General features: G+C 66.2%; 10 protein-coding genes. 4 read left to right on the top strand and 6 right to left on the bottom strand.

What is annotated here, in order from left to right; translation table 11 throughout:
- Window positions 1–16: 16 nt before the first annotated feature.
- The 6 genes from ubiE to ACX12D_RS02495 form a co-directional block, all read right to left on the bottom strand.
- Window positions 17–748, bottom strand: coding sequence for a bifunctional demethylmenaquinone methyltransferase/2-methoxy-6-polyprenyl-1,4-benzoquinol methylase UbiE (ubiE, locus tag ACX12D_RS02520; protein ID WP_150987860.1), 732 nt, complete (start codon window positions 746–748; stop codon window positions 17–19).
- Between the two features lie 44 nt (window positions 749–792).
- Window positions 793–1,206: a gamma-butyrobetaine hydroxylase family protein gene (locus ACX12D_RS02515; RefSeq protein WP_441640210.1), complete on the bottom strand. Its 414-nt coding sequence runs from the start codon at window positions 1,204–1,206 to the stop codon at window positions 793–795.
- 52 nt (window positions 1,207–1,258) lie between these two features.
- Entirely contained in the window at window positions 1,259–3,142 is a 1,884-nt protein-coding gene (locus tag ACX12D_RS02510) for an ABC transporter ATP-binding protein/permease (protein ID WP_459372804.1), read from the bottom strand.
- A gap of 165 nt (window positions 3,143–3,307) precedes the next feature.
- Window positions 3,308–3,742 carry an HIT family protein gene (locus ACX12D_RS02505; protein ID WP_459372803.1) on the bottom strand — a complete coding sequence of 145 codons (435 nt, stop codon included), beginning with the start codon at window positions 3,740–3,742 and terminating at the stop codon, window positions 3,308–3,310.
- Window positions 3,743–3,962: 220 nt separating this feature from the next.
- Window positions 3,963–7,937, bottom strand: coding sequence for a DUF3683 domain-containing protein (locus tag ACX12D_RS02500; RefSeq protein ID WP_459372802.1), 3,975 nt, complete (start codon window positions 7,935–7,937; stop codon window positions 3,963–3,965).
- 158 nt (window positions 7,938–8,095) lie between these two features.
- A complete protein-coding gene (locus ACX12D_RS02495; RefSeq protein WP_459373907.1) occupies window positions 8,096–8,674 on the bottom strand; it encodes a YqaA family protein in 579 nt (192 codons plus the stop codon).
- Window positions 8,675–9,044: 370 nt separating this feature from the next.
- On the opposite strand from ACX12D_RS02495, the gene ACX12D_RS02490 reads away from it, so the two are divergent.
- From ACX12D_RS02490 to ACX12D_RS02475, 4 genes are all read left to right on the top strand, one after another.
- On the top strand, window positions 9,045–9,527 hold the full coding sequence (locus tag ACX12D_RS02490) for a (2Fe-2S)-binding protein (RefSeq protein WP_459372801.1): 483 nt from the start codon (window positions 9,045–9,047) through the stop codon (window positions 9,525–9,527).
- A 10-nt stretch (window positions 9,528–9,537) separates the two neighbouring features.
- Window positions 9,538–11,919, top strand: a complete 2,382-nt coding sequence (locus ACX12D_RS02485; protein ID WP_459372800.1) for a xanthine dehydrogenase family protein molybdopterin-binding subunit — start codon at window positions 9,538–9,540, stop codon at window positions 11,917–11,919.
- Window positions 11,920–11,934: 15 nt separating this feature from the next.
- Complete coding sequence (locus ACX12D_RS02480; protein WP_459372799.1) at window positions 11,935–12,735, top strand: FAD binding domain-containing protein; 801 nt, start codon at window positions 11,935–11,937, stop codon at window positions 12,733–12,735.
- Window positions 12,736–12,861: 126 nt separating this feature from the next.
- Window positions 12,862–13,758, top strand: coding sequence for an AAA family ATPase (locus ACX12D_RS02475; RefSeq protein WP_459372798.1), 897 nt, complete (start codon window positions 12,862–12,864; stop codon window positions 13,756–13,758).
- The last annotated feature ends 3 nt before the right edge of the window (window positions 13,759–13,761 follow it).

Below are 13,761 nucleotides of genomic sequence, written 5' to 3'. Positions count from 1 at the left end.
TTGAGCCTATATCAGTCTAGTACTTTCGCCCGACGTGGAGTGCCACCACTCCCGCTGTCAGGTTGAAGTATTCGACATTCTCCAGGCCCGCATGTTCCATCAGCCGTACAAGTGAAGCCTGGTCTGGATGCATTCTGATCGATTCAGCCAGATAGCGATAGCTATCGGAATCCTGTACCACGCGCTGTCCCAGCCACGGCAAGAACTTCAGGGAATACATGTCGTAGGCCTTTTCCAGCGGCTTCCACACCTTGGAGAACTCCAGCACCATGACTTTGCCGCCCGGCTTGATCACCCGGCGCATCTCGGACAGTGCCACCTCCTTGTGCGTCATGTTGCGCAGCCCGAAGGACACGGTGACCAGGTCGAAGTGGTTGTCCGGGAACGGAATCCGCTCGGCGTCACAGAGACAGGTGGGGATGACGATGCCTTTATTCAACAAGCGATCGCGTCCAACCCGGAGCATCGACTCATTGATGTCGGTCAGCCAGACCTCGCCGGTGGGCCCGGCCTGGCGCGCGAAGGCCTTGGCCAGGTCGCCGGTGCCGCCGGCAATGTCGAGCACCTTGAAGCCAGGCCGCACGCCGGCCTGGGCGATGGTGAACATCTTCCACAGCCGGTGCATGCCGCCGGACATCAGGTCGTTCATGACGTCGTACTTGTTGGCCACCGAATGGAAGACTTCGGCTACCTTGCCGGCCTTCTCTTCTTCCTTGACCTTCTCGAACCCGAAGTGGGTCTCGCTCATAACTCGCTCCAGAACTCAGTAATGGCCCGCGGGGGCACGCAATCTCAATGGCTGCCGCAGGCATGGCCGCCGGGGGCCACCATGGGGGTGTCGCGATCGACACCGGCCGCTTGCAGCCGCTCCAGGTAGGACTGCCAGATGGCGTCCTGCTGGGCGCCCAGGCGGTAAAGCAGTTCCCAGGAATAGATGCCGGTATCGTGGCCGTCGGAAAAACGGATCAGGATGGCGTAGTTGCCGACCGGCTCCACCGCGGCGATGGTGACGTCGCGCTTGCCGGTCTGCAGCACTTCCTGGCCCGGGCCGTGGCCCTGCACTTCGGCCGAGGGTGAGTTCACCCTCAGGTATTCGAACGGCAGCCGGAAGCTGGAACCGTTGTCAAAACCCACCTCCAGCACGCGCGACTGGGTGTGCACGGTAAGGGCGGTGGGATGGGGAGTATCTTTTTCAAGGCCTGCCATGATGGGTGGCGCGCGGCTGTGGGCGAGCCGCAAGTTGCGGCCACACCGGCCTTTACGCTTCGTGTACGACCCGATAGCTTACCGCAGCCGCCTCGCCTTGCCCATCGTGCTCCGCCTCCCAGTGCGCTCCGTCGGCCGCGACATAGCGCAGGCGCTTGCCATGGAAGGCGGCAACCGTGCTGCGGTGGGCAATGCTGATGATCGCCGCGCCGGGCAGGGCGTCCACCATCAGGCTGTACATCGCGCTTTCGGTTTCCTCGTCGAGCGCGCTGGTGGCCTCGTCCAGGAACAGGTAGTCGGGCTTTTGCAGCAGCGCGCGCGCAAAGGCCAGGCGTTGCTGCTCGCCCGGCGACAGCCGCAGCGACCAGTTGTCGAACACGTCGAGCTGCTCGGCCAGGGCGCCGAGCCGGGCTTCGCGCAGCACCTTCTGCAAGGTTTCGCGGCTATGCGCGGTGCCGGCGTCGGGATAGGCCAGCGCATCGGCCAGCGAGCCGATCGGCAGGTAGCTGCGCTGCGGCAGGAACAGCATGCGAGCCGCGCCGGGCATGGCTACCGTGCCGCTGCCGTAGGGCCAGATCCCGGCCAGCGCGCGGAACAGCACGCTCTTGCCGCAACCCGAGGGGCCGCTGACCAGCCAGCGTTCGCCGGGCGCGATCTGCAGCGAGAACGGCGCCACCAGCGGCCGCTGCTGGATCTCGCCGCCGTTGCCGGTGCGCACCGGCAGCGCGAGCGCGAGGGTGTCGATGCGGATGCCGTCGTTATCCGCATCGGCACCGGCATCGGCCTTGACCACCTCGATATCGCGCACACCGGTGTGCTCCTGGTCCTGGCGCTCGGCCACGCGGATGGCGTCGCGAAAGTCGATCAGCCGGTTGGCCGCGGCCTTCCAGCCAACCAGCGTCGCGTAGTTATCGACGAACCAGGACAGGGCGCCCTGCACCTGGCCGAACGCCGAACTCACCTGCATCAACCCGCCCAGCGTCATCTTGCCGGCGAAGTACCGCGGAGCGGCCACGATCAGCGGGAAGATGATGGCGAACTGGCTATAGCCGGAATTGACGAAGGTCAGGCGCCGCGTATAACGCATCAACTGGTTCCAGTTGGCGCGAATGCGGTCGAAGCGCGAGCGCAGGCCGGCCTGCTCGGTCGGCTCCCCCCGGTACAGCGCCACCGGCTCGCTGTTCTCGCGCAGGCGCACCAGCGTGAAGCGGAAATCCGCCTCGTACTGCTCCTGCTGGTAGCTAAGCCCGATCAGCGGCCGGCCCACCAGGTGGGCGATCAGCGACCCGATCACCGCGTAAGCGATGGCGAACCACACCATATAGCCAGGAATAACGATCTCATTGCCGCCGAGCATGAAGCTGATCGGCCCGGACACCGCCCACAGGATGCCGACGAAGGACAGCAGCGTTACCACCGAATTGAGCAGCCCGAGCGACAGCGTCAGGGCGCCGTCGGTAAACGAGCGCAGGTCGTCGGCCAGCCGCTGGTCGGGGTTGTCGGTGGTACGGGTCTGCTCGATGCGGTAGTACGCTTGATGACTGAGCCAGTGGTCCATGAAGCGCCCGGTCATCCACGTACGCCAGCGCATCTGCAGCATCATGGTGTAGTACTGGCGCGAGATGGCCGCCACGATGAAGAAACCGGCAATCCAGGAAAAGCGGATCAGCAGGGTCTTGAAGGAGGCGTAGTCGTGCTGCTCCAGCGCGTTGTAGAACACGCGGGTCCAGTCATTGAGCAGCACATTGATATAGACGATGCCAAGATTAAGCGCGACCACGAAGGCCAGCAGCCCGAGACCGGCCTTGCGGTCTTCGGATATCCAGTAAGGCTTGATCAGGCTCCAGGTCTCGCCCATGCGCAGGCGGCTCTGGATCTTGAGGGCACGGGCCGGCACGGCCGGGCCTGGAACGGTAACGGAAGTCGGTGTGGACATGGCACCTTTCGCGCAAGCGGGCCAGGGCTGATCCACCGGCCCCGCTCTTGTGGGAATGAAGACAACGGGTGTTAGAAGACGGCGCTGCCCGGCTGGTTCCGGAAATTCAAAAAAACCGATAGCCATGCCAGCACGGCACGGGTGCGGCTGCGGCTACGCCAGGTGTCAGCCTGCTTCGTCCAGTTTCGCCAGGGCCGCGCGCAAGGCCGGCAGGCGCTGCGCAAGGCCGGCCAGGCGCGCGGCATCGGGCTCGCGCTGCGCGGCCGCCCAGACGGCTTCCGGAAAATGGGTATCCCAGCGGTAGCGTGGAATGATATGCCAGTGCAGGTGCGGCACCATATTGCCGAAGGCGGCCAGGTTGACCTTGTCGGGCGCCATGACATCGCGCACCGTGCGCTCCACCCGCGCCACCAGCCGCATCAGCCAGGCCTGGTCGTCCTCGGGCAGGTCGGTCTGCTCGGCCACGTGGCCATTCCACACCACCCGGCAGAAGCCGGGAAAGCGCTCGTGCTCGACCAGGATGACGCGGGCGCGCTCGCCGCGCCAGGCCAGTTCGCCGCCGTCGGTCTCGCACAGGGGGCAGTTGGGGACACGGTTCATGCAATCGCTCCCGCGACATCAACCCGCCGTCCAAAGTCAGCTCCCCTCTCCCGCCTCGCGGGAGAGGGGTTGGGGGAGAGGGCGGGAGCTAGCTCGAAGTGAGAGCCTGCGGGCTGGCGACCGTCCGCCCTCTCCCCCGGCCCCTCTCCCGCAAGCGGGAGAGGGGAGCAAGCCAGAGGCTTGTCGAAGCGCATCGTGCTTACCGCCCTCGCCTCCCCCATCACACCAGCACCCGCTCGATGCCGCCCGAGTTGGCCTTGGCCACGTAGTCCGGCATCCAGTTCTCGCCCAGCAGGTGCTTGGCCATCTCCACCACGATGTAGTCCGCCGTGACCGTGGCATCTTCCTTGTAGCGCGACAAACCCTGCAGGCAGGACGGGCAGCTGGTCAGGATCTTGACGTCGCCCACGAAGCCGTCGGTGCGCAGCTTGTCCGCGCCCTTGGTCATTTCCTCTTCCTTGCGGAAGCGGATCTGGGTGGAGATGTCGGGGCGCGACACCGCCAGCGTGCCGGACTCGCCGCAGCAACGCTCGTTCTTCTCGATCTTGCTGCCGCCTTCGTTGCCGCCCATCAGCTCGTTGACGAGCTTGGTCGGGTCCATGGTCTTGATCGGGGTGTGGCAGGGGTCGTGGTACATATAGCGCGTACCGGTCACGCCCTCCAGCTTGACGCCCTTTTCCAGCAGGTATTCGTGGATGTCGATGATGCGGCAGCCCGGGAAGATCTTGTCGAACTCATACCCGGCAAGCTGGTCGTAGCACGTCCCGCAGCTCACCACCACGGTCTTGATATCGAGGTAGTTGAGCGTGTTGGCGACCCGGTGGAACAACACCCGGTTGTCGGTGACCATCTTCTCGGCCTTGTCGAACTGGCCGTTGCCGCGTTGCGGATAGCCGCAGCACAGATAGCCCGGCGGCAGCACGGTCTGTACGCCCACATGCCACAGCATGGCTTGCGTGGCGAGGCCCACCTGCGAGAACAGCCGCTCCGAGCCGCAGCCCGGGAAGTAGAACACCGCCTCGGTCTCGGGCGAAGTCCGCTTCGGGTCGCGGATGATCGGCACGATCTCGTTGTCCTCGATATCTAGCAGCGCGCGCGCGGTCTTCTTGGGCAGGTTGCCCGGCATCTTCTTGTTGATGAAGTGGATCACCTGCTCTTGCACCGGCGCGCGGCCCACCGTGGCGGGCGGATGCGCGGTCTGCTTCCTGGCGAACTTCTTGAGTACGTCGTTGCCCAGGCGCTGCGCCTTGTAGCCCCAGTCGATCATGACCTTGCGGGTCATGTTGATGGTCTGCGGGCTGGTGGCGTTGAGGAAGAACATCGACGCGGCGGTGCCGGGATTGAACTTCTTCTGCCCCATCTTGCGCAGCAGGTTGCGCATGTTCATCGACACGTCGCCGAAGTCGATCTTGACCGGGCACGGCGTCACGCACTTGTGGCAGACCGTGCAATGGTCGGCCACGTCGGAGAACTCGTCCCAGTGCTTGATCGAGATGCCGCGGCGGGTCTGCTCCTCGTACAGGAAGGCCTCCACCAGCAGCGAGGTCGCCAGGATCTTGTTGCGCGGGCTGTACAGCAGGTTGGCGCGCGGCACGTGGGTGGCGCACACCGGCTTGCACTTGCCGCAGCGCAGGCAGTCCTTGACGCTGTCGGCAATGGCGCCGATATCGCTCTGCTGCATGATGATGGACTCATGCCCCATCAGCCCGAACGATGGCGTATAGGCATTGCGCAGGTCAGCGCCGGGCAACAGCTTGCCCTTGTTGAAGCGGCCCTGCGGATCCACCCGCTGCTTGTACTCGCGGAATTCGCCGATCTCGTCCTCGGTCAGGAACTCCAGCTTGGTGATGCCGATGCCGTGCTCGCCGGAAATCACGCCGTCCAGCGAGCGCGCCAGCGCCATGATGCGGGCCACCGCGCGGTGGGCGTCCTGCAGCATGTCGTAGTCGTCCGAGTTGACCGGGATATTGGTGTGCACGTTGCCGTCGCCGGCGTGCATGTGCAGCGCCACGAAGACGCGGCTGCGCAGCACCTGCTTGTGGATCTTCTGCGCTTCGTCGAGGATGGGCTTGAACTCGCCGCCGTTGAAGATATTGCGCAGTTCGGCGCGCACTTCGCTCTTCCAGGACACGCGGATGGTACGGTCCTGCAGCAGGTGGAACACGGTGGCGTCCGGCTGCAGCGCGAGGCGCGCCTCGAAAGCCTGGCCGAGCAGGCCCAGGCCGTGGCCGATCAGCGACGCGCGCGCGGTGGCCAGCGGCGTATCCAGGTGGTCCTGCAGGTAGGTCCAGCGCGAGCGGATCTCGCGCAGCAGCTGCAGCGCGTGCTGCACGCGGTCTTCCAGCAGCTCGGCGCTGGGGATCTCGTTGGCGTCGTCGCTGCGGCCCAGCGGCAGGTTGCCGCGCGCGAAGAAGGCTTCCAGCGCATCGGTCAGCTGGAGCTTGTTCTTGATCGACAGCTCGATATTGATGCGCTCGATGCCGTCGGTGTACTCGCCCATGCGCGGCAGCGGGATCACCACGTCTTCATTGATCTTGAAGGCGTTGGTGTGCTTGGCGATGGCAGCGGTGCGGGAGCGGTCCAGCCAGAACTTCTTGCGGGCCTCCGGGCTGACCGCGACGAAGCCTTCGCCGCTCTTGCCGTTGGCCATGCGGATGACTTCCGAGGTGGCGCGGGCGACCGCGTCCTGGTCGTCGCCGACGATGTCGCCGATCAGCACCATCTTCGGGAAGGCGTTGCGCTTGCTCTTGGTGGCGTATCCCACCGCGCGCAGGTAGCGCTCGTCCAGGTGCTCCAGGCCGGCCAGGATGGCGCCGCCGGGGGTACGCGATTCGGCGTCGAGGTAATCCTTGATTTCCACGATGCTGGGAATGGCGTCGCGCGCCTGGCCGAAGAACTCCAGGCAGACCGTGCGCACATGCGCCGGCATGCGGTGCAGGATCCAGCGCGCGCTGGTGACGATGCCGTCGCAGCCTTCCTTCTGGATGCCGGGCAGGCCCGCCAGGAACTTGTCGGTGACGTCCTTGCCCAGGCCTTCCTTGCGGAACTTGCGCCCTTCGATGGCCAGGGTTTCCGTGCGCAGCGGCTTTTCGCCGGGCGCGCGGTTGCCGTCCGACCACTTGAGCTCGAAGGTGGCGACCGCCACGTCATGGATCTTGCCCAGGTTGTGGTCCAGGCGCGTGACTTCCAGCCAGTTGCCTTCCGGGTCCACCATGCGCCACCAGGCCAGGTTGTCCAGCGCGGTGCCCCACAGCACGGCCTTCTTGCCGCCGGCGTTCATGGCCACGTTGCCGCCGATGCAGGAGGCATCGATCGAGGTCGGGTCGACTGCGAACACCAGCCCGGCCTTGTCCGCCGCATCCGCCACGCGGCGCGTCACCACGCCAGCGCCGGAGAAGATGGTGCCGACTTTGTGCGCCACGCCCGGCAGGTCGGTCTGCTCGACCGGCCCGAGTTGTTCCAGCTTCTCGGTGTTGATGACCGCGCTCATCGGCGTCAGCGGCACGGCGCCGCCGGTATAGCCGGTGCCGCCTCCGCGCGGGATGATGGTCAGGCCCAGCTCGAAGCAGCCCTTGACCATGCCGGCGATCTCTTCCTCGGTGTCCGGGGTGAGGACCACGAAGGGATATTCCACGCGCCAGTCGGTCGCGTCGGTCACATGCGAGACGCGGGACAGGCCGTCGAACTTGATGTTGTCCTTCTGCGTGATGCGGCCTAGCACGCGCTGGGTGCGCTTGCGCAGGTCATAGGCATCCGCGAACTCCTGCTTGAAGTCCTCGATCGCCTGCTTGGCAAAGCTGACCAGCTGCTCGACCCGGTGGGAGCGGTCCTCGGCGGCCGGCTCGGCGTGCTCGGCACGGTCGGCGGCACGGCGCTTTTCCACCTCGGAGAGCCGGTGGTGCAGTGCCGTAACCAGCATCTGGCGGCGCTTGGGGTTCTCCAGCAGGTCGTCCTGCAGGTAGGGATTGCGGCGCACCACCCAGATATCGCCCAGCACTTCATACAGCATGCGGGCGGAGCGGCCGGTGCGGCGTTCGCCGCGCAGCTCGGCCAGGATGCGCCAGGCTTCTTCGCCTAGCAGCCTGATGACAATCTCGCGATCCGAGAATGACGTGTAGTTATAAGGGATCTCTCGCAGGCGCGCAGGCGCATCCTGCGCGGCGAGTTTGGCATCGAGCACGAGTGGGGCGTTCATGGGGAGGGGACCGCTTCCTGTAGCGCACGGAGACGGTGCGCCGGATCGTCTTTAAAGGGCAATTGTACTTCAAGGCCTGCTTTCGCCGCACCGCAACATGGCAGAACCTTGCTTGGGCAAGGGTTGCTTTACCCTTGCCGTGGCGCGAAAGGCGCTGGCTAGAACAGGCTTTTGAGGCTGGCCGCGATGCCATGCCAGAAACTATTCGGGATCCAGAGCAGGACAATCGTCATGGCAAGGTAGCGCAGAAACTTGCCAATCGCCATGTAAACCAGGCTGGGCCAGAACGACAGCCGGAGCCAGCCCGCCAAAGTGCACAAAGGATCACCAATTCCGGGCAGCCACGATACCAGCAGGGTCGGCGGCCCCAGCCGGCGCATCCACCGGAAGTAGCGCGCATCCAGCGGCGGCTTGCGCGGCTGGCGGGGATGGCGGCGGTGTTCGGCGTGCTCCTCCTCGTGCACGCGCTGCTGGCGCCGCTTGCGCAAGCGCACCACGGCCAGCTTGGCCGCGTAGCCAAGCCACCAGTCGATGGCGCCGCCCACGGTATTGCCGAGCGTGGCAACGACGATGGCCGGCCAGAACAGATGCGGATTGAGCTTGATATACGCGAAGACCGCCGGCTCCGAGCCCAGGGGCAGCAAGGTGGCGGACACCAGGCTGACCACGAAGATAGCCGGCAAGCCCACCTTGGGCAGGGCAACGGTTTCGAACAGCCAGTCGATGAAGCCTTCCATATAGAGAGATTTGGTGCCGGAGCGAGGTGAATGCGGTGTGGCGGCCGAGCGGCGGGCCATTCTAGCAGCGCTATCCTGCGCGCCCGCGACCGACGCCGTGCGCGCCCTCTGGCAGCGCCAGGTGGCGAAGGGGCAACCCGCATGGCATGCGCCTGAGATTTGTGATTAACTGTTAGAGCATGCCGCAGCCAAACGTTCGCGGCGCGGCATTGCTAGGCCATTGTCAGGCATTGCCCGACAGCACCGCAGTACCAACATCACGAAATAGCCGTACCCAGCAAACGGCAGCAACGCGTCGTGGCCAGTCCCGCGCAGTTTTTTCGGGATTCAGGGATTGGTCGTGCACGTGTCCACCCACATGGAGACAAGCATGGCGATTCCTATCCGCCTGACCGTCAACGGCCGCGCCGTCGACGCGCAGGTAGAACCCCACACCCTTCTCGTCCAGTTCCTGCGCGAACAACTCCGCCTGACCGGCACCCATGTCGGCTGCGACACCGCCCAATGCGGCGCCTGCACCGTGCACATGGACGGCCGCGCGGTCAAGTCGTGCAACATGCTGGCGCTGCAGGCGGATGGCGCCAGCATCACCACCATCGAAGGACTCGCCCCGGAGGGCCAGCTCCACCCCATGCAGGAAGCCTTCCGCAACTGCCACGGCTTGCAGTGCGGCTTCTGCACGCCCGGCATGGTGATGAGCGCCATCGCGCTGGTCAGGCAGCAGCCCAATGCCGACGCCACCGCCATCCGCGAGCAGCTCGAAGGCAACCTGTGCCGCTGTACCGGCTACCACAACATCGTGCGCGCGGTGCAGGAAGGCCAGTCCGCGATGCATGGCGTCAGCGCTGAATAAGGGGACCGCCATGAACGCACCTGACAACCAGCACCTGATCGGCGCCTCGGTCAAGCGCAAGGAAGACTACCGTTTTCTCACCGGCAACGGCCAGTACACCGACGACATTGTGCTGCCGCAGCAAAGCTACGGCTACTTCCTGCGCTCGCCGCACGCGCACGCCCGCATCGTCTCCATCGACAAGACCGAGGCACTCGCCTCGCCCGGCGTGGTCGCCATCTTCACCGGCGAGGACGTGGCGGCCGACAAGGTCGGCGGCCTGCCCTGCGGCTGGCTGATCCACAGCATCGACGGCAGCCCGATGAAGGAGCCGCCGCACCCCGTGCTGGCGCAGGGCAAGGCCCGCCACGTGGGCGACCAGGTCGCGCTGGTGATAGCCGAAACGCTGCAGCAAGCCAAGGACGCCGCCGAGAAGATCGACGTGCAATACGACGAACTGCCCGCCGTGGTGAACACCGCCCACGCTGCCTCGGCCGCCTCGCTGGTACATGACGACGTGCCCGAGAACACCAGCTATGTCTGGGGCCATGGCGACCGCGCTGCCACCGACGCCGCCTTTGCCAAGGCCGCCCACGTGACCACGCTGGAAATCATCAACAACCGGCTGATCCCCAACGCCATCGAGCCGCGCGCCGTCAATGCCAGCTACACCCGGCAGGACGACAGCTACACGGTCTACGTATCGAACCAGAATCCCCACGTGGAGCGCCTGCTGATGGGCGCCTTCGTGCTCGGCCTGCCCGAGTCGCGCCTGCGCATCATCGCGCCGGATGTGGGTGGCGGCTTCGGCTCCAAGATCTTCCTGTACGCGGAAGACGTGGCGCTGACCTGGGCCTCGAAGAAAATCAAGCGCCCGATCAAGTGGACCGCCGAGCGCTCGGAGTCCTTCCTGACCGATGCGCACGGCCGCGACCACGTCACCAAGGCCGAGCTGGCGATGGACGCCGACGGCAAGTTCCTGGCCATGCGGGTGCACACCACCGCCAATATGGGCGCCTACCTGTCGACCTTCGCGTCCAGCGTGCCGACCATCCTGTACGCCACGCTGCTGGCCGGGCAGTACAGCACGCCGGCGATCTATGCCGAAGTGCGCGCCGTGTTCACCAACACCGCGCCGGTGGACGCTTACCGCGGCGCGGGCCGCCCGGAAGCCACCTATGTGGTGGAGCGGCTGGTGGAAGCCGCAGCGCGCGAAATGAAGATGGACCCGGCGGAAATCCGCCGCAAGAACTTCATCCACGACTTCCCCTACGCCACCCCGGTCGGCCTGACCTACGACACCGGCGACTACGAGCCGTGCCTGGCACGCGCGCAGGAACTCGCCGACGTCAAAGGCTTTCCCGCGCGTCGTGAAGAAGCGAAGCAGCGCGGCAAGCTGCGCGGCCTGGGCTATTCCTGCTACATCGAGGCATGCGGGCTGGCGCCGTCGAATATCGCCGGCGCGCTGGGCGCGCGCGCGGGCCTGTTCGAAGTCGGCGAGATCCGTGTCCACCCGACCGGCACCGTGACCGTCTTCACCGGCTCGCACAGCCACGGCCAGGGGCATGAAACCACCTTCGCGCAGATCGTGGCGGACCGGCTCGGCATTGCGCTCGATGCCGTGGAAGTGGTGCACGGCGACACCGGCCGCGTGCCGTTCGGCATGGGCACCTATGGCTCGCGCTCGCTGTCGGTAGGCGGCTCGGCCATCATGAAGGCGCTCGACAAGATCGAAGCCAAGGCCAAGAAGATCGCAGCCCACTTGCTGGAGGCCTCGGACGCCGACATCGAGTTCAAGAACGGCACGTTCAGCGTGGCCGGCACCGACCGCAGCAAGACCTTTGGCGAGGTTGCGCTCACCGCCTACGTGCCGCACAACTACCCGCTCGACAAGCTGGAGCCGGGCCTGAACGAAAACGCCTTCTACGACCCGACCAACTTCACCTATCCGTCGGGCGCCTACATCTGCGAGGTGGAAGTCGATCCGGACACCGGCGAGAGCAAGGTGATCAAGTTCACCGCGGTGGACGATTTCGGCAACATCATCAACCCGATGATCGTCGAAGGCCAGGTGCACGGCGGCATCGGCCAGGGCCTCGGCCAGGCCATGCTGGAACAGTGCGTGTACGACGACGACAGCGGCCAGTTGCTGACCGGCTCCTACATGGACTACGCCATGGCGCGCGCCGGCGACCTGCCGGATTTCACGGTGGAAACCGCCAAGGGCACGCCCTGCACGCATAACCCGCTGGGCGTGAAAGGCTGCGGCGAGGCCGGCGCGATCGGCTCGCCGCCGGCCTTCATCAACGCGCTGGTGGATGCGCTCTCGCCGCTTGGCGTGCGCGACATCCAGATGCCCGCCACGCCGCACCGCGTGTGGCAGGCCATCCGCCACGCGCAGGCCCCTAACTGAGATCGGAGGCACACCATGTACGCATTCCATTTCGAACGCGCCGCCGATACCAAGGCGGCCGTGGAAAAACTCAAGGCGGACCCCGACGCCAAGTACCTCGGTGGCGGCCAGAGCCTGCTGGCCGCGATGAAGCTGCGCCTGGCCGCGCCATCCGCGCTGATCGACGTAGCCCGCATTCCCGGCATGGCGGATATCCGTGTCGAGAACGATGAGCTGGTGATCGGCGCGGCGGCACGCCATGCCGACGTGGCGGCCAACGCCGACGTGCGCAAGCGCATTCCCGCGCTGGCCGCGCTGGCCGACGGCATCGGCGACCGCCAGGTGCGCGCGATGGGCACGCTGGGCGGCTCGCTCGCCAACGACGATCCCGCCGCCTGCTACCCAGCGGCCGTGCTCGCGCTCAACGCCACGGTGGTCACCGACCGCCGCAATATCGCCGCCGACAGCTTCTTCAAGAGCCTCTACGAAACCGCACTGGAACCCGACGAGCTGATCACCGCCGTGCGCTTTCCCACGCCGGACAAAGCCGCCTACATCAAGTTTCGCAACCCGGCATCGCGCTTCGCGCTGGTGGGCGTGATGGTCGCGCAGTTCGGCAAGGTCGTGCGGGTCGCGGTCACCGGCGCGGCCGACAGCGTGTTCCGCAGCGCACCGCTGGAGCAGGCGCTGGCAGCCAGCTTCACGCCAGCGGCAGCGCGCGCGGTGGTGGTGGATGCAAGCAAGCTGAACACCGACCTGCATGCCTCCGCCGAGTACCGCGCGCACCTGATCCCGGTGCTGGCGGCGCGCGCGGTGGAGCAGGCGTTGAAGAGCTAAGGGAGGAAGCCGGAGCGAAGCGCCCGCACTCGCCAAGCCGGGCGTGTTCGCTTCGCGCTCACGCCCGCCCTCTCCCCCAGCCCCTCTCCCACTACGCGGGAGAGGGGAGCCAACCGGCTAGCGCCCATGCTTCCCCAGTCCATCGACCAGACCGCCGCCCTGCTGGAGGCACAGCAGTACTTCGCCGATCGCGAAACCGCCACCGTGCTATACCTGGCGCTGCGCATGCAGCGCCCGCTCTTCCTCGAAGGCGAGCCCGGGGTGGGCAAGACCGCGCTGGCGCGGGCCATGGCCGGCGCGCTCGGCACGCGCTTGCTGCGCCTGCAATGCTACGAGGGGCTCGATGCCTCCAGCGCGCTGTACGAATGGGATTACCCGCGCCAGATCATGGCGCTGCGCCTGGCGGAAGCGCGCGGCGAGCGGCCCGACACGCAATCGCTGTATCACGACGATTTCCTGCTCAAGCGCCCCTTGCTGGAATCCCTGCTGCCCGACCCGGCCGCGCCCGGCATCCCGCGCGTGCTGCTGATCGACGAGATCGACCGCGCCGACGAACCCTTCGAAGCCTTCCTGCTGGAGGTGCTGTCCGAGTTCCAGGTGTCGATCCCCGAGATCGGCGTGATCCGGGCCGAGCAGCCGCCGCTCATCATCGTCACCTCCAACCGGACCCGCGAGGTGCATGACGCGCTCAAGCGCCGCTGCCTGTACCAATGGATGGGCTATCCCCAGCGCGAGCGCGAACTGCAGATCGTGGCCGCGCGCGCCCCCGAGGCCGCCGCCGCGCTGCAGCACCAGGCCATCGACTTCATCCACCGGCTGCGCGGCATCGACCTGTTCAAATCGCCCGGCATCGCCGAGGCCATCGACTGGTGCCGCGCGCTGGCCGCGCTGGGCGTGTGCGAGCTCGATCCGCAATCGGTGCGCGACACGCTGGGCGTGCTGCTCAAGTACCAGGACGACCTGGCCCGGGTCGATGGCCCCACCGTGGCCGAGCTGCTCGCCAGCCGGGCGCCGGGAGCCTGAGCC

This window comes from Cupriavidus sp. PET2-C1, from assembly GCF_054515855.1.
Note: the sequence above shows the minus strand (reverse complement) of the source record. Positions and strands in the feature narration are given on the sequence as shown.